Source organism: Actinosynnema sp. CS-041913 (genome assembly GCF_050942485.1).
Taxonomy (GTDB): Bacteria; Actinomycetota; Actinomycetes; order Mycobacteriales; family Pseudonocardiaceae; genus Actinosynnema.
Genome location: NZ_CP192037.1, coordinates 5,851,654 through 5,871,493, shown reverse-complemented (window position 1 = coordinate 5,871,493; position 19,840 = coordinate 5,851,654). Strand labels below are relative to the sequence as shown.

General features: G+C 70.1%; 16 protein-coding genes. 11 read left to right on the top strand and 5 right to left on the bottom strand.

What is annotated here, in order from left to right; all coding sequences use genetic code 11:
* Window positions 1-280: 280 nt before the first annotated feature.
* Window positions 281-985 (bottom strand): TetR/AcrR family transcriptional regulator C-terminal domain-containing protein, encoded by a 705-nt coding sequence (locus ACQPZF_RS26410; protein ID WP_433261297.1) that lies wholly within the window; start codon window positions 983-985, stop codon window positions 281-283.
* A gap of 55 nt (window positions 986-1,040) precedes the next feature.
* Between ACQPZF_RS26410 and ACQPZF_RS26405 the strand changes: the two genes are divergently transcribed.
* Complete coding sequence (locus ACQPZF_RS26405) at window positions 1,041-2,627, top strand: FAD-dependent monooxygenase (protein WP_433261295.1); 1,587 nt, start codon at window positions 1,041-1,043, stop codon at window positions 2,625-2,627.
* Between the two features lie 335 nt (window positions 2,628-2,962).
* Entirely contained in the window at window positions 2,963-5,965 is a 3,003-nt protein-coding gene (locus tag ACQPZF_RS26400) for an AAA domain-containing protein (RefSeq protein ID WP_433261293.1), read from the top strand.
* An 87-nt stretch (window positions 5,966-6,052) separates the two neighbouring features.
* Here the strand turns inward: ACQPZF_RS26400 and ACQPZF_RS26395 are convergent, their stop codons facing one another.
* Entirely contained in the window at window positions 6,053-6,349 is a 297-nt protein-coding gene (locus ACQPZF_RS26395) for a hypothetical protein (RefSeq protein ID WP_433261291.1), read from the bottom strand.
* A 338-nt stretch (window positions 6,350-6,687) separates the two neighbouring features.
* Between ACQPZF_RS26395 and ACQPZF_RS26390 the strand changes: the two genes are divergently transcribed.
* Window positions 6,688-7,485: a hypothetical protein gene (locus tag ACQPZF_RS26390; protein WP_433261289.1), complete on the top strand. Its 798-nt coding sequence runs from the start codon at window positions 6,688-6,690 to the stop codon at window positions 7,483-7,485.
* 74 nt (window positions 7,486-7,559) lie between these two features.
* Here the strand turns inward: ACQPZF_RS26390 and ACQPZF_RS26385 are convergent, their stop codons facing one another.
* Window positions 7,560-9,047: a hypothetical protein gene (locus ACQPZF_RS26385; protein ID WP_433261287.1), complete on the bottom strand. Its 1,488-nt coding sequence runs from the start codon at window positions 9,045-9,047 to the stop codon at window positions 7,560-7,562.
* A gap of 86 nt (window positions 9,048-9,133) precedes the next feature.
* Here ACQPZF_RS26385 and ACQPZF_RS26380 point away from each other — a divergent pair, with 86 nt between their 5' ends.
* The 5 genes from ACQPZF_RS26380 (at window position 9,134) to ACQPZF_RS26360 (ending at window position 14,837) form a co-directional block, all read left to right on the top strand.
* Window positions 9,134-10,282: a sensor histidine kinase gene (locus tag ACQPZF_RS26380; RefSeq protein ID WP_433261284.1), complete on the top strand. Its 1,149-nt coding sequence runs from the start codon at window positions 9,134-9,136 to the stop codon at window positions 10,280-10,282.
* On the top strand, window positions 10,279-10,935 hold the full coding sequence (locus ACQPZF_RS26375; RefSeq protein ID WP_433261281.1) for a response regulator transcription factor: 657 nt from the start codon (window positions 10,279-10,281) through the stop codon (window positions 10,933-10,935). Before ACQPZF_RS26380 ends, ACQPZF_RS26375 begins: the two co-directional genes overlap by 4 nt.
* A gap of 919 nt (window positions 10,936-11,854) precedes the next feature.
* Complete coding sequence (locus ACQPZF_RS26370) at window positions 11,855-12,385, top strand: GNAT family N-acetyltransferase (RefSeq protein WP_433261279.1); 531 nt, start codon at window positions 11,855-11,857, stop codon at window positions 12,383-12,385.
* A 423-nt stretch (window positions 12,386-12,808) separates the two neighbouring features.
* Window positions 12,809-13,204, top strand: coding sequence for a VOC family protein (locus ACQPZF_RS26365; protein ID WP_433261277.1), 396 nt, complete (start codon window positions 12,809-12,811; stop codon window positions 13,202-13,204).
* Between the two features lie 676 nt (window positions 13,205-13,880).
* Entirely contained in the window at window positions 13,881-14,837 is a 957-nt protein-coding gene (locus ACQPZF_RS26360) for a hypothetical protein (RefSeq protein WP_433261275.1), read from the top strand.
* A gap of 566 nt (window positions 14,838-15,403) precedes the next feature.
* On the opposite strand, the gene ACQPZF_RS26355 is transcribed toward ACQPZF_RS26360, so the two are convergent.
* Window positions 15,404-15,661, bottom strand: a complete 258-nt coding sequence (locus ACQPZF_RS26355) for a hypothetical protein (protein ID WP_433261273.1) — start codon at window positions 15,659-15,661, stop codon at window positions 15,404-15,406.
* A 445-nt stretch (window positions 15,662-16,106) separates the two neighbouring features.
* Between ACQPZF_RS26355 and ACQPZF_RS26350 the strand changes: the two genes are divergently transcribed.
* Complete coding sequence (locus ACQPZF_RS26350) at window positions 16,107-16,568, top strand: hypothetical protein (protein WP_433261271.1); 462 nt, start codon at window positions 16,107-16,109, stop codon at window positions 16,566-16,568.
* Window positions 16,569-17,181: 613 nt separating this feature from the next.
* Here ACQPZF_RS26350 and ACQPZF_RS26345 read toward each other — a convergent pair.
* Entirely contained in the window at window positions 17,182-17,859 is a 678-nt protein-coding gene (locus ACQPZF_RS26345; RefSeq protein WP_433261269.1) for a TetR/AcrR family transcriptional regulator, read from the bottom strand.
* 246 nt (window positions 17,860-18,105) lie between these two features.
* Here ACQPZF_RS26345 and ACQPZF_RS26340 point away from each other — a divergent pair, with 246 nt between their 5' ends.
* Window positions 18,106-19,209 carry an FAD-dependent monooxygenase gene (locus ACQPZF_RS26340; RefSeq protein WP_433261267.1) on the top strand — a complete coding sequence of 368 codons (1,104 nt, stop codon included), beginning with the start codon at window positions 18,106-18,108 and terminating at the stop codon, window positions 19,207-19,209.
* Between the two features lie 19 nt (window positions 19,210-19,228).
* The gene (locus ACQPZF_RS26335; protein WP_433261265.1) at window positions 19,229-19,717 is read left to right on the top strand and encodes a DUF6640 family protein; all 489 of its coding nucleotides are present in this window, start codon (window positions 19,229-19,231) and stop codon (window positions 19,715-19,717) included.
* Window positions 19,718-19,840: the final 123 nt, after the last annotated feature.

Genomic DNA, 19,840 nt, shown 5'->3' with positions numbered 1-19,840 from the left:
ATCCGCAGACCCACCCACCTGCCGGGTCGAGGGGGCGAAGCATCCCGTTACTGTCACTGGGATCACTTCACCCGCTCAGCTCAACCGGCCTGGCCACCCAGCAGGTCCGACGATCACGGGGCGGCAGTCGCGACCAGGACCGGTCGCACACATCCGCCGGGTCGGTCCAGCCCTTACAGCCATCGCGGACTTCGCCACCGATGTGGATGATCCTGGCCGAGGACTAGGTCCGCTTGGTCCCTCCACCCGGAAACCGTGAACCGGTACGCGTGCTGACCGGTCAGTGACCCAGTCGGGCCGCGAGACCGTCGAGTACGCAGTCCAGGCCGAACGCGAACTCGGCGTCGGGGTCGAGTTCCTCGGCTTCGAGGACGCGGCGGGCGAGCATCGGGTGCTTGCCCGCGGCGAGGACCTCGCTGATGTAGGGGCCGACGCTGCGTTGCCACTGCTCTGTGGTCAGGCCGGTGCGCTGTTCGGCTTGCCGCGCGGCTTGCTGGGTGGCCACCGAGCCCAGCACGTACGCGTGCACGGCGCTGAGCGCCTGCGAGGCCAGGGTGATGTCGGGGGTGAGCGCGGCGGCGGCGCGCAGCGTGGATTCGGACCGCCGCAACGAGTTGGGTCCGAGCGAGGGTCGGCCCGTCATTTCGCCCGCCAACCACGGGTGCCGCAGCAGGGTCGCGCGCAGCGCGTGCGCGACCGCGGCCAGGTCGGCGCGCCAGTCTCCGGTGGGCTCGGGGAGCGGGTCCTCGCCCTGTGCCGCGTCGATCATCAGGTCGACCAGTTCATCGCGGTTGGTGATGTAGCGGTAGAGGGTGGCCGTCCCGGAACCGAGGTCGCCCGCGACCCGGCGCATCGACACCGCGGCCAGGCCCTCCGCGTCGGCGACGGTCAGCGCGGCGGCCACGTACTGGTCCACTCCCGGTGCGCGTCGGCGCGGTTCGGGGCGGGGCCTGGTCCACACCGACCATGGAGCGGGTTCGGTCATCGGGTGGTTCCTTTCCTCGTTGACCGGCACCCTACCTTATGGATACGGTGTATCCATGACGGAAACAGTGTATCCAGAAGTGCCGGTGCTCGTGGTCGGAGGTGGCAGCGTCGGGCTGTTCGCCGCGGCGCTGCTCGCGCACCACGGCGTTCCCGCGGTGCTCGTGGAACGCCGATCCGGGCCGTCGGTCCACCCGCGCGCCACCGGTATCGGGGCGCGTACCGTCGAAATCCTCCGCGAGCTCGGGCTCGACACCGCCGTCGACGCCGTCGCGGTCGACCTCCGGGGCGGCGTGGGCAAGGCGGTGGCGCGGACCGTCGTCGGGATGGGCGCGGGCGACGTCGTGACCGTGCCCATGCCGACCCCGTCCGCCGCTGAACTGGACGTGACGCCGTTCAGGCTGCGCGGCGTCTGCGCGCAGGACCGCCTCGACGCCGTGGTGGCGGCCGACCTGGCGCGGCGAGGAGCGGATCTGCGCTGGTCGACCCGCCTGGTCGGCATCGCGCAGGACGCCGATGGGGTCGACGTCGAGCTGGAGGGGCCCGACGGCCGCTACTCGTTGCGTTGCGCGCACGTGGTGGCCGCGGACGGCACGCACAGCGCCGTGCGGACCGCGCTCGGCGTGGGCACCTCCGGGGCGGGCGACCTGGGCAAGTCGATGGTCAACATCCTGTTCCGCGCCGACCTCCGACCCCACCTGCGGGGGATGTCCTTCGCCACCTGCACGATCACCACGCCGGAGGCGCCCGGCCTGCTGGCGACCGTGGACGGCGAGACGAACTGGGTCTTCCACGCCGCCTGCGACGTCGACGCCGGCGAGCGCCCCGAGGACTTCACGCCCGAGCGCTGCGCCGCGGTCGTCCGGGCGGCGGTCGGCGATCCCGAACTCGACGTCGAGGTGCGCAGCGTGCTCCCGTGGCGTCCCCGCAGCTCCCTGGCCGACCACTTCGCCGTCGGCCGCGTGTTCCTCGTCGGCGACGCCGCGCACACCGTGGCGCCGATGGGCGCGTTCGGCCTCAACACCGGCGTCGCCGACGCGCACAACCTGGCGTGGAAGCTGGCCGCCGTGCACAAGGGCGAAGCGGGCGCCGGGCTGCTCGACACCTACGCGCAGGAGCGCGAGCCGGTCGCCGCGGCGACACTGGACCAGGCGATGCGCAGGCTCCCCGACCCGCGGCTGCACTGGGGACGTGGACCCGAGGCCGACGCCGCCAGGGCGGCGGCAGGGGTGTGGGCGGCGCCGGTCGTGCACCTCGGCCAGCGGTACGACTCGGCCGCCGTCGTCGAACCGCGGCCGGAACTTCCGTCCACAGTGGACCTGGCGGTGGCGCTGGACGGGTCGCCGGGTTCACGGGTGCCCCACGCTTGGGTCGACGGGGTCTCCACGCTCGACCTGGTCGCATCCCGGTGGACCTTGTTGGTGGGCGGCGCGGGCGACCGGTGGCTCTCCGCCGCGGCGGACGTCGGCCTACCGGCGCACCGGGTCTCCGCACCGTGGCTGTCCGACGACGGGGCCCTGCTCGTGCGACCGGACGCGATCGTCGCGATGCGGGTCACGACACCGGTCCCGGACCCGGCGCGGTTCCTCGCCGACGTCCTGGACCAGGTGCTGGCCAGGCCGGTGGCGGTGCCGAGCACCTGACCGGTGGCGAGGCGTTGGCGGATTCGATGAGGTCGAGGTTCGTGCCTGCGGTATTGGGCAGGACGGGGGAGTACGCCCTGCGGATCACCCGACAGGATTAGGTCGATCGGAATGTAATGGGCCTCCAAGAACGCGCACATGCGCAGGGCCCCGATCGCGGCCGGCTGATCGTGTTCGAGGAATCTGAATGGAGCACCCAGGTCGTCGCGACGGTGCTGACCTTCGAACAGGTCGGCTCTCCTTCTCCTCCCTCGAATCGGTGACGTCCGATCGTCCACACCCGGTACGGTGAGTCACCGAGCGTGTGCGTTGAGGGGGGAATCGGGGGTGCCTGGGTGACCGCCGAAACGGCTGGGGACTGGCCGGAGCTGGTTGAGCTGTTGCGCGCGGTCCGCGCGGAGATCGATGCGACCCTCGGCGCGGAGACCGGGTTCGACAAGGTGGTCCTGACCGAAGGCCGGGCAGTGGGCGGTGACGGCGAACAGCACGAGTACTCGTTTGCCGCCCGTGGCTGGAAGGACTCGTTCTCCGACCGGCCGCTGCTGGTGCGTGCCCGGCCGCGTGCGGGCTGGGAGCCGGCGGAACTCGTCGTCGCCGAACGCGGTCGGCTCCGCCTGCGCACGTCCGCCGAGCTGGGTGCGAAGGCCGAACTCCGCGAGGACGACACGTCCGGCCTGGTCACACTGGCCGAACAGCTCGACCAGACCACCTCCGGAGCCGGCAGGTTGAACCTGACCGCGGCCGGGTGGCTGGTAGGCCGGAGCCTGCCCGCAGCCGGTCAGTGCCCGGACCCGGAGCGGTACGTGCGCGACTGGCGGACCCTGCAGCTCAACGACCGGCAGCGGGCGGCGGTGGTCCGCGCCCTGGGCAGCGATCTCACATTCCTCTGGGGGCCGCCCGGCACTGGTAAGACCGAGGTCGTCGGCCATGTCGTGGAGGGCAACCACCGGCAGGGGCACCGGGTGCTGTTCCTCGCGCCGACCAAGGTCGCCGTGGACCAGGCGGTGGAGCGGCTGTGCGAGCTGTTGAGCGCCGAGAGCGGATTTGCCGACGGGCTCGTGCAGCGGGTCGGGGACATCGCGGTGGGCTCGCTCAAAGAAAAGTACGGTAACCAGATCGAGCCGCAGAAGATCGTGGCGCGGTTGAGCGCTGCCCTGACTGCCGAGATCGTGGCGTTGCGCGATCAGCTCGACGTCGTCGACGGCCGTTTGGCGCTGCACCGCGAGTACGCGGAACTCACGCGGAGCCTTGCGCAACTGCGCGACGACGCCGGGCAGGCCGCGCGGAACGCCGCCGCCGCCGCGGCCCAAGCCGACCGCGCCGGACGGGAGGCAGCCCGGCTGCACGCCGAGCTGACCGGGATCGGAGTGCCGTCCGGCCTGTTCGCCGCACGGAAGGCGCGACGGCGGGACGAACTCCTTGCTCAGCTCCAGGCGGTCAACCAGGACATCGCGAACCTGGCCGCGCGGCACCAGTTCGCCACTGCCGAACAGCAGCGCTGCACAGCGCAGGCGGAGGCCGCCGAGCGCAAGGTGAGCACGCTCCTGCCCAAGCTTGCCGGGATCGCGCCCGCCGACCAGCTCGTCGCCACGGCGAAGAATCTGCGGGAACGCCTCGAAGCGCGGCAGGAGGAGCTCCGCACCGTCGAGGAGGTGGTGCGCGGCAACTGCCGTGTCATGGGGACGACGGTGGCAAAGGCGGTGCAGTCCCGGTACTTGATCGACAAGTTCGACACCGTCGTCATCGACGAAGCGGGCATGGTCAACCTCCCCTCGGCGTGGTACGCCGCCGCGTTGGCGAAGAAGCGGGTGGTCGTGGCCGGCGACTTCCGGCAGCTTCCCGCGGTGACCCGGGCGTCCAGCGACCGCAACGCCGGCCAGGAGACGCGGTCGCACTCCGAGCGCTGGATGGATCGCGACGCCTTCCACGCGGCCGGACTCGTCGACGGCCACGGGCGGGTGCGGCCCCATGACTGCCTCGTCGGGCTGAACACCCAGTACCGGATGCATTCGGCGATCTGCGCGGTCGTGAACACGATCGCCTACCCCGACGCGCCGTTGATCACCGGGCGGGCGGACAACAGCCGGTTGCCCCCGTCGCCGTTGCTGGAGGCACCGCTGGTGCTGGTCGACACCGCGTCCCGGCGCTCGGCCGCACGGGGCGGCTCGGGCGGTCACAAGTCCAACCCGGTGCACGAGGCCGTGATCCACGAACTCGTCCGGGGACTCCAGTACGACGGCGTGCTGCCCGCGCGCAAGGAGGAGGGCGGGCCGCCCGATGCCCGGCCGGCCGCTCGGATGGCCGTCATCGCCCCCTACCGCGACCAGGTCAGGGCGTTACAGGGGAGCCTCGCCTACCGGTTCGGCGCCGACTACGACGGTGTCGTCGACACCGTGCACCGGTTCCAGGGCAGCCAGCGGCCCCTGGTGGTGATCGACACCGTCGCCGGCGCCGGTGACAAGGTCGGCCTCTTCTACGAGGGAACGGGCCTGTCGTCCGCGACCTGCCGGCTGCTCAACGTGGCGGTGAGCCGTGCGCAGGACCACCTCGTGGTGGTCGCCGACGTCGACTTCCTGAGCCGCAACCTCAAGCCCCACGGCGAAGCCGCCCGCATGGTGGACTACCTGCAGCGGCACGCGCACCGGCTCGATGTCGGCGACCTCGTCCCGTTCCGCGCGGCTGCCGACCTGGCAGGCCTCGGCCCGCACGAACTGACCCGGCCGGCCTTCTTCCCCGCCGACGAGGTGCCGCGCGCCGTCGCCTGGGACATCGCGCACGCTCGGCGCAGCATCGAAATCTACTGCGCGTTCCTCGCCCCCGCCCCGGTCGAACGCTGGCTCTCGAAGCTGAAGCCCCGCATCGACAGCGGGCTGCGCGTCACCGTCCACACCCGACCGGCCCGGCGATCCGACGACGAGAGCCAGATCTCGGCGCTGGAGGCGGCGGGTTGCACCGTGAACCAACGTGAGCGCATGCACGAGAAGGTCGTGATCGTCGACGACGAGGTGCTCTGGCACGGGTCGCTCAACCTGCTCGCCGGCACCGGGCCCACCGACCTGATGATGCGCATCACCGATCCCGGGGCCTGCGAACGCGTGCGCCACATCGTCGGGCGCGCCCGCCCCGATCCGCCGGCCCGTCCGGCCCGGCCCACTCGTACCGAGGTACGGCCCACGTCCGGACCGAACGGCAACGGTGCCGGCCGGTTGTACCTGAACGTGCCGTTCGCGGAGAAGGATGCGGCCAAGAAGGCGGCGAAAGCCCGATGGGACGCCAAGGTCAGGCGCTGGTACGTGCCGCACGACACGCCCCGGCACCTCGTGGAACGGTGGCTGTAGCCGCCCGGTGCGGCGGCCGACGTCGAGTGGTGGAACCAGTCTGCTCGACGGCCGGCCAGGGTCGCCTTCAGCGACGCGAGGGTGACCTCACGGTGAGCCGGATGGACACGCCGATGGTCGGTGTCCGTATTGGAAATTCGAAACGCTGGTATCGGGCCCGACGGCCACGGTGATGACGATCCCGTTGGCGGTCGGGCCGCCGCTGACGAACACCCGCTGGTGCGCCTGGTCCACGGCGATGTCGCCGAAGCCGGGCAGCCACACCGCACGCGCCTGCGAACTGCGGCCCTCACCGGAAATATGCGGCGCGCTGTGCGGAGTTCCGTATCGCGCCAACTGATCGCGCACGGCGCCCGACCGCGTCTCAATGGCCGTTCCGCTCACGTGGAATTGTTGTGCCGGCTGGCGTCCTCCGCGACGGAAAAGCGCAATCCGCGGCCAGGCTCCGGTCGCGGCCGGTAGACCGTTTGCGTATTAATCCGCTCCGATTGGAAACCGGGATACGGTCGGACCATCCGGGTGATCGGGCGCGACATATCGCCGTCCGGACCCGGAGATCCCCTAGGTTCGGCGTTGTCGGCTCAACATCCCAGAACAGCGACGAGGGAGTGCATTCAGTGAGACGAAGATGGCAGGCGATCGTGGTGTGCGTGATAGCACTGGTGATTCCGGGTGCCACCCAGGCGGTCGGTGCGGCGAATGCGTCGGACGAGTGCGTCGGCATGACGTGGTCAGTCCGGAACAACCACTGGAACGCCGACACCGTGCTGGTCGGCAACGACTCTTCGACCAACGCCTACGCCGGCGACACGTCCTGCGACGTGCCGCTGCCGGTGCTGTGCCTGAAGAAGTCCGGCCTGCCACTCCCGGCGGGCGTCGTGCCCGACTTCTACAACGGCTGGACCGGCGGTGAAGCGAAGTTGACCCCCGCGGTGTCCGGCTACGCGCTCTACAGCCGCGCCGCCGCGGACGGGCTGTGCGCGGCCCAGTTCGGACCCGGCTATCGGATGGGCGAACACCACGACGGCGGCGGCGGTTGGAACTGGTGGGCCAGGGGCGACCTCCTCCGTACCTGGGTCGCCGTCAACGACCAACCAGCCAACCCCTGGAACACGACCACCGGCAAGGCCATGACCTGGTCGCTGCTCACCCAGGACTGGAACCGCGACCTGGTCGACTTCCACAGCGACATCAAGACCGACGGCTACCACGGTGACACCCCGACCACCGACCGACTCCCCGTGCTGTGCCTGCGCCCGGACGGCCGACCGGCACCAGACGGCATCCCCTTCGACTTCTACAACGGCTGGGCCGCCGGAGAGGTGAAACTGTCGTCACCCGTCCGGGGTACGACGCTGACCTCCCGCACCGCCGCCGACAACCTGTGCGCCACGCAGTTCGGCCCCGGCTACCGGATGGGCGAACACCACGACGGTGGTGGCGGCTGGGGCTGGTGGGCCTCGGGCGACCTCCGGTTCTGGGTCGCCATCGACGACCAACCTGCCAATCCCTGGAACTGATCCCGCCGATGGGCGCCTCGTGCTCGTCACCATGGCGAGCACGAGCGAGCAGGACACCGCGACGTCGCTATCCACTATCGCCAGTGGGTGTCCGCGGCCGGCTTACGGCCGAGGGCCATCCGCAGCACGACGACCGTGTACGCGCAGAGCACGGCGAGCCCGGCCCATCCGGGGAGTGGGAAGTACCCTGCTGACGGTGCGTAGTGCGCGGTCACCTGCGGATACTCCACCATCGTCTGCTGGACGGCGAAGCCGGCGGCCGGGGTGAGCCGCAGCAGCCACTCGGAGACCACGTCGGGCAGCAGCGGGAACGTCGTGACGGCGTAGGGCAGGGCGACCAGCGACAGTCCGATGAGGATCGCCGCCCAGCCGCGGCGTAGCCACACCCCGAGCCCGTAGGCGAGCACGGCGCAGAGCGCGAGCACTGCCGCGACGCCGACGATCAGCCACGCGAGGGTCGGCGCCGGCACCGGCTGCACCGGGACGGCGTTGTCCTTCAGGATCGCCGTGCCCACCGGGAGGACGACGCCGACGCCGACCAGGCCGGTGAGGAAGGTGGCCGCCCCGACGACGGCCGTCCGGGCGGCGATCACCCGCCGGGCGGCCGTCTCGCGCGCCGTCCGGGCGCCGTAGCGGGCCGTGGCGACGACCACGATGATCAGCGCGACCGCCAGGCCGGTCAGGGTGTTCGTGACACTGCGCGCGCCCTCCTCGTTGAGCGGGCCGATGTCGCCGGTGCCGCTGACCGTGATGGCGCCGTGCTTCTCCACGGCTCCCGAAGCGTTGTGGTGCTTCTCCCAGTCGGTGTGGTTCATCTCGCCGACCGACTCGCCGACCCAGGTGCCGGTGGTGTCGCCCTCGACGGCGACGTTGTCGAAGACGCCGACGGCCTGGGTGAACCGGGACTCCTCGATCGCGCCGCCGAGGCCGACCTCGCGGAGCGTGAGATCGCCGGGGGACGTGGCGAAGAGGCCGACCTGCACGGTGTCCGGCAGGCCGTCGAGCTTCGCCGTCGCGACGGTGTGCCACTGCTTGCCGTCGGCCGACTCGGAGCCGGTGATGGTGTCGCCCGAGCGGGTCAGGCGCAGCCAGCGCGGGGCACGCTCCGAGACACCGCCCGCGCTCCCGGCGACGTCGTGCTCGTAGTCGTGCTGGAAGCGCACGCCGTGGCTGCCGGTCATCATGAGCGCCGCGTACCGCGAGCCCTGCCGCACGCCGTTCTTGACGATGATCCCGGCCTTCGCCCACGGCACCAGCCCGGACACGATCTGGTCGTGGTCCGGCGGAGGGTAGGTGATCGTTCCGGTCATCGAGGTCATCCGGACCGTGATGCCGCCCTCGCGGCCCAGGTCGCGATGCAGGAACCAGAACGTGTCGCTGACGGTGGAGCCGTCGCCGGCGACGGGAACGGCCGGGCAGGGGCCGTCGCAGGACGAGTGGCTGCCGAACGCGTACAGCAGACCCGGCGCGATGATGGTGAGGGCCGCGGCGGTCAGGGCGATCAGGCGGCCCGGACGGCGGAACGCGGTCCATTCCCGCCGCAGGAGTTCGGTGGTCGACATGCCGTCGGTTCTACCGATCGGCGGGTGACACCGCCCGAACCGGTTTTGTCATGCCGTTGTTAGGTCTGCCAGGGCATGCTGGAGGCGTGATCAGGCTACGCAGCGGGACCGTGGGGGTCCGGTTCACGATCTTGTATGCCGTCGGGTTCCTGCTGTCCGGCATCGGGCTGCTCGTCCTGACCTTCCTGCTCTCCGGCGGCAGCCTGAGCAGCGTCGCCCCCGTCGGGCATCCCCCCGCCCGGGGCAGCCTCGCCGCGGCGCAGCAGCGCATCCAGGAGCTGGAAGACCAGTTGGTCGCCGTGCAGGCGCAGCAGGCCGGCCGGCTGCTGGCCGGCTCGCTGGTGGCGCTGCTCGTGATGGCGGCCATCTCACTGCTGCTCGGTCGGGCGCTGGCGAAGCGCGTCCTGCGACCGCTGCGGCTCATCACCAGCGCCACGCGGCGCATCTCCGCCGACAGCCTGGATCGGCGCCTGGCCGTCACCGGTCCGGCCGACGAGGTGAAGTATCTCGCCGACACCATCGACGAGCTGCTCGAACGGCTTGAGGCGTCGTTCGCCGCGCAGCGCCGCTTCGTCGCCAACGCCTCCCATGAGTTGCGTACGCCGCTGTCGACGATGCGTGCGTCGCTGGACGTCGCGGTCGCCAAGCCCGACCCGGCCGCCTCGACGGTGGCCCTCGCGGACCGGATGCGTACCCAACTGGACCGGGTCGACCACCTGCTCGACGGGTTCCTCGTGCTGACCCGGGCGCAACACGGCGCGCTGGCCGACGTCGCCCCGGTCGACCTCGGCGACCTCGTCGGCACGGCGCTGCGCGAAAGATCCGCCGACACACAGCGGAAGGGCCTGAACGTGACGGTGGACCTGCGGACGAGCTCGGCGACCCGGGGCAGCCCGGCGCTGCTGGCGCGACTGGTGGGCAACGTCATCGACAACGCCGTGACGCACAACGAGGACGGCGGATGGATCAAAGTCACCGGCTCCGCGGGCGAGGAGGAGACGGTGCTGGTGGTCGAAACCGGCGGGCGAGTCCTCGACCAGCGGAAGGTCGACCGGTTGGCGCGGCCCTTCGAACGGCTCGGCGGCGAGCGCACCGGCTCCTCGGGGCTCGGACTGTCCATTGTGGCCGCCGTCGCCGCCGCCCACGGTGGTCGGCTCGCCCTGCTCGCCCGACCCGAGGGCGGCCTGCGCGTGTCGATCACCCTTCCCACCGCGAAGACGCCCGTCCCGGCATGAGGATCCTCGTCGTGGAAGACGACCACGCCCTCGCCGAGGTCGTCGCCGAGGGCTTGCGCGACCAAGGGATGGCCGTCGACCTCGCCCACGACGGGCCGGCCGCCGCCGCCAAGCTCGAACTCACCGCGCACGACGTGGTCGTCCTGGACCGGGACCTGCCCGGCCTCCACGGCGACACGCTGTGCCGGATGATCACCGAACGGGCAGACCGGCCGATGGTGCTGATGCTGACCGCGGCGAGCGCACCCGGCGACCGGGTCAGCGGGCTGACCCTGGGCGCGGACGACTACCTCGCCAAACCCTTCCACTTCCCGGAGCTGATCCTGCGCATCCAGGCGCTGGCCCGCCGCAAACCGGACGCCCGGCCCCGGACGCTGCACGCGGCCGGGATCGAGCTGGACCCGGTACGCCGGACCGCCGTCCGCGACGGCCGGCAGCTCACCCTCTCCGTGAAGGAGTTCGCCGTGCTGGAGGCACTGCTGCGGGCCAGCCCCGGTTTCCTGAGCGCCGAGACCCTCCTCGAACAGGTCTGGGACGAGAACGCCGACCCGTTCACCAACACCGTCACCGTGACGGTGGGCCGGTTGCGGCGCAAGCTCGGCAGCCCACCGGTCATCGCCACGACGCCAGGAATCGGCTACCGGATCGCCTGATCCACCACCCCACGGCGGTACGCAGACGAATGATCCGAGCGCGACTCGGTGAGGGTGCCGATAGCTTGCCCGCGTGATCGAGTCGACGCAGACGGACAGGGGCCTGTCTTGCCTTGTCGTACCCCGCACGGGGCAGCTCGTCGCCACGGACGACAGGTGGGAGCCCTACCGGCTACTCGACGGCGATGGGGCTCCAGTTGCTCCGGTGGCCGCGTTCCTACGGGAGCTACTAGCTGCCGGAAGGGCGGTGTCCACACTCCGCTCCTATGGCATGGACCTGTTGCGGTGGGGCGATTCCTGCTCGCGGTGGACGTCAGTTGGGACCGTGCGACCCGGCTCGAGGCGCGGGACTTCAATCTGCTGGATCCAACTCACGGTCAAGCAGCGCAAGCAGGATCCCATGCCCAGTACCGGAAGTCCGACGGCCAAGGCTGTGGGCGCCCCGAATCCGGTGACCGGCAAGCCCGCGCTCGGGAACGGATCAACCCGTTCCCGCTGGACGCCTCCCGCCGGTCACGGCGGGCTCACGCCCACCACAAACCCATGGACGAGTGGAAACACGAGCGCACCGGCCGGTACCGACCGAGCGTGCCGCAGAGGATTCCCCAGGCGATCCCTGACGATCGGTTCGACGAGCTGTTCGCAGCCTTGTCGTCGAATCGGGACCGGGCGCTGGTGGCGTTCTGGATCCCCACCGGGCGCGGGCCTCAGAGCTGCTGGGCACACGCCATTGCGACGTCGACCCTGGCCAGCAGTTGGTCACCTTGGTACGGAAGGGATCCACTGTGGTGGACCCTGCGTCAGCCTCACCGGCCGCTGACCTGTCACGCCGCCCACCGCAGTTTTAGCGGGCCGACGCCGTGCTGGGAGCTGATTGAACCTTGCACGCCCTGCGTCACAGCTCTGAGACAATGCCAGCATGTCGCTACCGCCGGTTTTGGACTCCTTGGAGACCGATCGCCTCATCCTTCGGCGTCGAAGGGTGGGCGAGGCCGCGATCTATCACCAGTTGTGGACTGAGCGGGATCTGCGGGTGCCGCCGCATCGGCGGATAAATTCCGAGGGGCGACCGACCGTGGAGGACATTGCGGCGCAGGTGCGCGCAGAGCGTGAGAATTCGGGGCCAGGGATTCTGGCGGTGGAGCGGAAGGGCACGGCCGACGTCATCGGGTATTGCGGGTTGATCTTCCCTGGGAACGGGTCGCCTGACGAGCCTGAGTTGGCCTACGAGTTGCTGCGCGCGGCTCACGGTTGCGGTTACGCAACTGAAGCAAGTCGGGCCGTGGTCACATGGGCGAGCGAGGCGGGCTATCGGCGGTTGTGGGCAACGGTGTGGGACTGGAATGTCGCGTCGCGACGGGTCCTGGAGAAGCTCGGGTTCCGCGAAACGGGCCGGGTGGAGCCCGACTCCGTCTACGGCCACAGCCTGCTAACCGTACTAGAGTTTTGAACCATGCCCGATGGTGGATCCGCATGCGCACGTCATCGTGGATCGCGGGCCGCGTCCACCCCCCCGGCGACACATCCCGATCCCTTCAACGCACTCTTCCGCCGCCCGACAGCGCGTTCCGCCAACCGTGGATGCCAGTAGTCAAAGTCGGTTGGGGCGCGCAGACGTTAGTTCAGAGAAGCCTGCTTGAGATGCGCGTAGCTGGACATCAACCCGAAGATGCTCCCCGCTCGGATGAGTCGGAGGCCGACCTGGAGGAGCGGAGGCAACGAGTCGCCTCGTTGTTGGCAGACGTGCGCCATGCGGCATGTGCGGATGTTGCACGATGGTGATCGACGGCGCGATGTCCGATTCATTCAAGACTGCGGCGCCGGCTCTGTGATGGTGTTGGCGGTACTTCGTACTGATCTCCTGGGAGCCGCAATGAGGTTCGGTTACGCCATCGTGTACGTCTCGGACGTGGTCCAAGCCGTTGGCTTCTACGAGCGGGCTTTCGGGCTGGCCCGCGCGTTCGTTCACGAGTCGGGCGATTTCGCCCAGCTCGATACCGGCGGCACGGCGCTTGCCTTCACCAGCCACCGGCTGGGGGTGAAGGCGGTGCCGGTTCCCTACGCCGCCCTCGACCCTGCCATGCCACCGGCGGGGATCGAGTTCACCTTCATTACCGATGACGTCGCCGGTGGCTTCGCCCGCGCGGTCGCGGCCGGTGCCACTGCCCTGGCCGAGCCGCACGACACTGCCTGGGGCCAGGTGGTCTCCTACGTCAGAGACCCCTATGGCGTCCTCGTGGGAATCGCCTCGCCGGTAACCGGGTCCTAACCCGTCAAGACCGGTCAAGCAGAGCAGCGCCGCCGCACCCCGCCCACCACCCGCCGGTCCCTGACGCGCGTCACAGAGCGAACAGCACCTCCACAACCAAGCTGCCGGCAAGAATCCCCTGGCCAGCCCTGTTTCCATCCTTTGGTGATCCCGCCGGGGGCACCAACCTGATCAAGCGTTTCCGCAGTTCAGTCCTGTTCCCTCCGTGAGGCCGACGCAGACTCGGAAACGCAAACCTCCAAGTCAGGCCTGTTCCCGTTGGGCTCCTGTGGGGTATGGGCCCCCGCGCTGCCGTTGTGACGGTGCGACCGCCCACGCTGCATGGACTCCATGCGTAAGCCGTCTGACCAGCGGTTCGATCGCCCTGGAAAATGACTGTCCGCAAACGACAGTAAGGCCTGGGAACGGCGACCCGTGCGACCCGCAGTCGGCTCGATCCGACTGCGGGTCGCTGCCTGTCGGGGCTTGCCGGCTGGCGACGGCAGGCACCGGCCGGGCGCCGCGGATCCCCTGGTCCGCCGGCACCTCTCGCACGACATCGACGACCGCTTGGGTCGAGGCGGTACCGGCGGCAGCGCGACACCCGCAGCGCGGTTCCTGGCCGTACCGTTCCTAGGAGTACCGCGCCCCCTCTTCGTTCTGGTCCACCGCATCGGCGGGCCCTAGCGTCGGGTGAATGAGGAGAACACGATCGACCACGGTCATGACGATGGCAGCCGCTGTCGCCGTCACGCTGCACGCCCCGGCCTCGGCGACCATCGGCGATCAAGGACCCCCACCGGCGACGATCGCCGTCGGCGAGCGGCCGGAGAGCGTGACACGGGCGTGGGAGGGGCGGTTCTTCGTCTCCGTCCAGGGCGCTCCGGACGCCGGCCTGGGCGACGGTGAGATCCGGTCCGTCAACCCCCGCACCGGCGCGGTGCGGACGTTCGTGTCCGGTCTGGACAACCCGCGCGGCATCACGTTCACCGGTGACCGGCTCGTCGTCACCGACACCGACCGGATCTGGCTGATCGACCGCGCCGGCCGCAAGAAGCTGCTCACCACCGCGAATCGATTCCCGCACGCGGCCGCGTTCCTCAGTGACGTGGCACCGGCGCCGGGTGGGAACGCGGTCCACGTCGCGGAGATGGGCGCACGCACTCTGAGCCGGGACGCGAACGGCGTCCTGTGGCCGCTCGACAGCCCGATGGCACAGCGGATCCCCGCCGAGGCCCGGGTGTACCGAGTGTCGTTCGCCGGGGACGTGCGTGAGGTGGTGCCGCCCGGCCGGGACGCGCTGATCATCAACGGGGTGGCCACCGGCCGTCGACCCGGCCAGGTGGTCGTCGGCGACATGTTCTACGGCAACATCGTCACGGTCGACATCGTCTCCGGCCGCCGCACGCTCGTGGCAAGCGGCTACCGCGGCGCCGACGGCGTCGAACAGGGACACGACGGTTCGTACTACGTGTCCAGCTACGACCAGGGCGTGATCTGGCGGCTTGATCGCGACGGCGGTCACGCGCGGGTGCTGTACCGCGGCGCCGGCACCGGCAGCACCGCGGACTTCCACCTCGACGAGCGCAATCGGCGGCTGCTGGTGGCCGATACCGCGGGCGGACGGGTAGTCGTGGTGCCGACCGGGAGCTGAAGGTCCGGCCTACGAGCGGCGCAGGCTCGCCGCCGGCTGTGCGGGGCGAAGGCAGGAGGGCGGACCTGTCGGGTGTGCCACCGTGCAGCAGATGAGGAGAAGCCATGGATCGTGACACTGCCGCTCACAAGCCGAATCGCCGAGCGCTGCTCGCCGGGTCGGTGGTCGGGACCGCCGCCGTGGCACTCGGAACGACCGCCGATCCGACGCAAGCCGATGGCGGAGAAGGGCGTGAATCCCGCAACAGGCGCCGCATCGCTCAAGCCTTCCGGGAGGCTGCCGAGCACGGCACGTTGAACGTGTCGGGCGCCTTCTACCTCAGCCTCCTCTCCGAGGACCCCACCTGGACCGTCGCGTCCGCCAGGCCCCGGACATATCCCCACCGGCAGCAGGCCACGAGGCGGCCGATCGTGCGCACCACGGTCATGCCACTGCCGGCGAGTCCCAACCCGTTGGTCTCCTGCTGGGGTGAAGACGCTCTGGTCGCACATAGGCCCGCTCTCATTGCACGAGCACCCGAGGGTTCGAACGCTCGCTCCGCGGCAGAAGCGGATGTTCGTGCCCTCCTAACGGACAGCGTGTGGTACCTGAGGCAGGTTCGGTGGCACTGCGGACTGGGTGTTGTTCTTGAGCGGGTTCGGGGAGATCACGTCCGGCCCGGCGGTGCGGAGTGGCTTGGAGACGATCGGGTCCGTGTCGGTGCCGATAGTGCAGGTCCGCGGAACCAGCGGGGAGATCACACCGACCTTGAGGTGCATCGAGCCCATGTGGTCGCCGACCGACAGGAAGGCCGGGAAGCCCGCGTAGCGAAGCTGGGTCTGCATCCGCAGCAACGGGTTCCGCTCGGCACCGGGAACACCGGGCAGGCCGCCGGAACCGGCACCGCCGGCTGCGCGGACGCCGCCGGGCGGTCGGACCGAGCAGCGTCGTCGCTGCCAACTCGGCTGCGGCCGCGCGAAGAAGCCCTGTGATTGCCATGCCGGCAGTGGGTTCCGGGTGCCGCCGAAGCCATGATCGGGGAACCCCTGTCGGGGTACAGGTCCACGTGTTGGGGTACGTGCGGGTGGATATGTAGAGGCGGATCACCCGGCTCTGTTGATCATGACGGGCGGGCTCTCGGGCCGGGAGCTGCACACCCGGCACCGCGCCGGTGACCAGGCCGACGGTCCGGTCGCTCGATCGTGACGCCGGACAGCAGCGCCTACCCGTCAACGGGCATGAAACGATCGAGCCGGATCCCGACACCCCCGTGCGGGCAAGGGCTTCACGATGAACCTGCTGGAGTTGACCGAGGCGTTCGATCGGAGGCACGTGGACGTGCGTTGTGTACTGGGCCGGTTGGTGATGGCGGGAACGGTGGTGCTGCTGCTCGCCGGGTGCGGTGGCGCGGTGACGGAGCCGGGGCCCGCCCGTGACGACGAGTCGGTGACGGAGTCAGTGCCTGCCCGTGACGACGAGGGGGATGCGCGGGCGGCGGCCCAGCAGTACGCGGCCGCGCTCGACGCCAACGACGAGGCCGCGGCGACCCGGCTGACGTGCACGGGTACCGACAGCGGTGCGCTGTTTCCTGCGTTCGGCGGTATCAAGCGCGCGCTGCCGAAGGAGGCGACGAAAGTCACCGCCGTGCAGGTATCGAGCGAGCGGGCCACCGTCGAACTCGTCCTCTACGGCGGCCCGACGACCGCAGTCTCGCTCGCCCGCAAAGACGGCCGGTGGTGCGTGTCGTACTGACCCGCGGCTGCCGTCCCGGCCTCGTCGCCAACCCTCTGGCGCCGCGTGGCCGGCGGGTAGGACCGGAACTCGCACACCGGGGACGTCCTCCTCGCGGCGAAGACCGGGACACCGGCGCGCACCGTGTCCGGTGGCGTTGAAGTTGGCCTGACGGCCGTTGTTGACATGCGGTGGTGCCGGCCGCGATGACCGCTTGGGGCTCGCGTACCGCCGGGTCAGGCCACCACCGGACATGGCCCGGATCCTCCCACCAGATCCCGCCCGTCCGTGCCTGTACACGTCACCACGTACCCGACAACCCCCGGCTTTCCCCGGAACGGACTCTGACCGGGGTACTGTCGGACCCACCGGACCGGACGGCACATCCCGCTCCCCAGCCGCCACTCGCCCTCCGTGACCGGATGGCGCATCACCGCCCAACCTAATCCTGGCTTGACTGAACTGCCACGTTTCCAGGACCCCGTACATCGACCGAACCGGCTCACCCCACAGCCTCACCCCTCCGTACTGGCCGTGGTTCCCCGACCCCGCCCCTGGCACGGCTTCACCGGCCACCTCCGCGCCGACTTCACCGACCGCGACCTGCCCATCATCACGGGGGTGGCGGCGAGGTTCATGCGGTCGGCTGGTCAGGCCCGTCCAGTACGAGAACGTTGGCGAGATCGCGCAGGCATTCCTCGAAGACCGGTTCCAAGTCCGTGTAGGCGAAGTCGAGTTGATGCAGGACTTCCATGCACAGCAGGCCATACAGCCGGATCCAGCAGGACAGGAAGACGTGCGCGGCCTCGGGTGGCAGCCGTCCGTCGATGCTTGCGGAGTAGGCGGTGAGCTGCGCCCGTAGTGACCCGGGCAGCTCGGTCAGGTCGGGCGTCGGGAACGGTCGGGTCTGCCACAGCTCGACCGTCAGGTCCAGCAAGACCTGCTCGAAACGCTGTCCGGCCTGGTTGCGCGGCGAGTCCGACTGCCGGTTGGGTGGGCTGATCGGGCTGGCGAAGATCCAACCGAACTCGGCCCGGTGGGTGATCGCCCAGGCGCGCATGGCCCGGCAGGCCGCCAGGATGCGCTGGTCGACCGGGGCGTCGGCGCGAGCGTCGCGGGCCTGTTCCATGGTGGTGGTCAGCTCGCGGAAGAGGTCCGCGGTCACCGCGCCGACGAGCTCGTCGTGGCTGGCGTAGTAGTGATACAGCGCCGGGCCGCTCATGCCCACCTGGCGGGCGACCGCGTTGATGGTCACCGCGGTCGGTCCCTGCTCGACCAGCAGCGTACGCACAGCCCCGTGGATCTCCGCCAACGTGGCCTGGCGCAGCCTCGCCCGCCTACTGCCCGTGCTCGCGGCCATCGTCACCCCTCTCGCTCGCCCCGTTGACATCTTAGACCATCTATGGTTCCTTAATGGCTCTATGTTGGCTTAGAGGCATTAAGGAGAGCTGGTGGAACGCTGGTGGTGGATTCCGCTCGCGGTCGTGCTGTTGACCGCGGCCGTGTGGTGGCGGTTGTCCAGAACCGCGCACCTACGACAGAAGCGCGAGGGCCGGCGATGAAGGTGATCATCGTGGGCGGCGGCATCGGTGGGCTGACCGCGGCGGTCGCCTTCCACCAACGCGGTTGGCAGGTCGGGGTCCTCGAACGCGCGCCCGAATTCACCGAGATCGGCGCGGGACTGTCGATCCAACCCAACGGCCTGCACGCACTGGACATGCTCGGCCTGGGCGATGCACTCCGCTCCGGCGGGCCGACCGATCCGCCCGCCGGCATCCGCCGCACGAATGGGAGCTGGCTGATCCGCAACGACGTCGACGACCTGAAACGCCGCTTCGGCCAGTGGGCGACCGTGCACCGTGCAGCCCTGGTCGACCTGCTACGCGCGGTCCTGCCCGCACACGCGCTACGACCCGGCACCGACGTGCACGCCGTGCGACCCGACGGCGCGGTCCGGCACAGCGGCGGCACCACCACTGCGGACCTCGTCGTGGGCGCGGACGGCGTGCACAGCGTGACACGACGGTCCCTCTGGCCCGACATCCCCGGGCCACGCTACGTCGGATACACCACCTGGCGCCTCATCGCACCACCCCACGCCGTCGACGGAAGCGTGGAAACCTGGGGTCGAGGCGAACGATTCGGGCACGTGCCCATGCCCGACGGCCGCGTCTACTGCTACCTGATGGCCAACGCCCCCATCGGCTCCCGCACCAACCTGGACCGGCTACGCGAACGCTTCGCACGCTGGCACGACCCCATCCCCGCACTGCTGGACTCCGCACGTGCGGACGCGGTGTTGCAGCACGACACCTACGAGCTGCCGGAACTGCGCACCTACGTCTCCGGCAAGGTCGCCCTCCTGGGCGACGCCGCACACGCCATGACCCCCAACCTCGGACAGGGCGCCTGCCAAGCCCTCGAAGACGCAGTCACCCTCGCCTCCACAGTGGACACCCTCGGCGTGCGCGCGGGGCTGGAGGAATACGACCGCGCCCGCAGACCACGCACCCAGATGATCGCCCGCCGCTCCCGCCAAGCCGGCACGCCCGCGCACTGGACCTCCCCACCACTGACCGCCCTGCGCGACGCGGCGCTCCCCCTCCTGCCCCTCTCGCTCTTCGGACGCTCGATCACCTCCGTCTACACCTGGACGACCTGACAACCGAGAGGTTCGCCCGATGACCTTGTCACGGATCCTGATCATCCTCGTTGGAGTGATCACGACGATCAGCGCCGTACTCGCCGACCTGGTCATCCCCGACCTGGCGGCACAGCACGCCTTCAACCCGGCATGGCCACCCCACGCCAAGTTCCACGACGCCCAATACATGGTCATGACCGTGCTCCTCGGCCTCCTCGGCCTCACCCTCGCTCTCCAGCGGAGCCGGAACACGCGCGGCCGACTGCTCTGCGCCACCGCCATACTCTCCATCCCCTGGCTCGGCATGCTCGGCGCCCTGCTGTTCCCCGACACCGCCACCTACGACCCGGAGTTCGCCGACCACACCCTCTTCGTCCTCGGCCTCCACGGGCAGGTCGTCATGGCGATCGCCCTACTCCTCGCCCTACTCGGCGCAGCAGCAGCACTGCGCACGCTCCCAGACAGGACGACACAGCGACACTCCGCGCCAACGGAGGGCATCACCGGAACAGGATCAGCTTGTTAGCAGCTATTTCGAGCTATTGGGGTTGGGGTGAGTCGGCGGCTGGTGATGCGGATCATGGACAACGAAACCACGGCCAACAACGTCCTCGCGATGCCGAGCCGGAGACACCGCGATGCTTGAACC

Coding starts and splice junctions, on each gene's coding strand:
- ACQPZF_RS26360 (WP_433261275.1), top strand. CDS start 13,881: ATGAGGAGAACACGATCGACCACGGTCATGACGATGGCAGCCGCTGTC.
- ACQPZF_RS26365 (WP_433261277.1), top strand. CDS start 12,809: ATGAGGTTCGGTTACGCCATCGTGTACGTCTCGGACGTGGTCCAAGCC.
- ACQPZF_RS26350 (WP_433261271.1), top strand. CDS start 16,107: ATGAACCTGCTGGAGTTGACCGAGGCGTTCGATCGGAGGCACGTGGAC.
- ACQPZF_RS26410 (WP_433261297.1), bottom strand. CDS start 985: ATGACCGAACCCGCTCCATGGTCGGTGTGGACCAGGCCCCGCCCCGAA.
- ACQPZF_RS26390 (WP_433261289.1), top strand. CDS start 6,688: ATGACGTGGTCAGTCCGGAACAACCACTGGAACGCCGACACCGTGCTG.
- ACQPZF_RS26370 (WP_433261279.1), top strand. CDS start 11,855: ATGTCGCTACCGCCGGTTTTGGACTCCTTGGAGACCGATCGCCTCATC.
- ACQPZF_RS26385 (WP_433261287.1), bottom strand. CDS start 9,047: ATGTCGACCACCGAACTCCTGCGGCGGGAATGGACCGCGTTCCGCCGT.
- ACQPZF_RS26355 (WP_433261273.1), bottom strand. CDS start 15,661: ATGCAGACCCAGCTTCGCTACGCGGGCTTCCCGGCCTTCCTGTCGGTC.
- ACQPZF_RS26340 (WP_433261267.1), top strand. CDS start 18,106: ATGAAGGTGATCATCGTGGGCGGCGGCATCGGTGGGCTGACCGCGGCG.
- ACQPZF_RS26405 (WP_433261295.1), top strand. CDS start 1,041: ATGACGGAAACAGTGTATCCAGAAGTGCCGGTGCTCGTGGTCGGAGGT.
- ACQPZF_RS26335 (WP_433261265.1), top strand. CDS start 19,229: ATGACCTTGTCACGGATCCTGATCATCCTCGTTGGAGTGATCACGACG.
- ACQPZF_RS26375 (WP_433261281.1), top strand. CDS start 10,279: ATGAGGATCCTCGTCGTGGAAGACGACCACGCCCTCGCCGAGGTCGTC.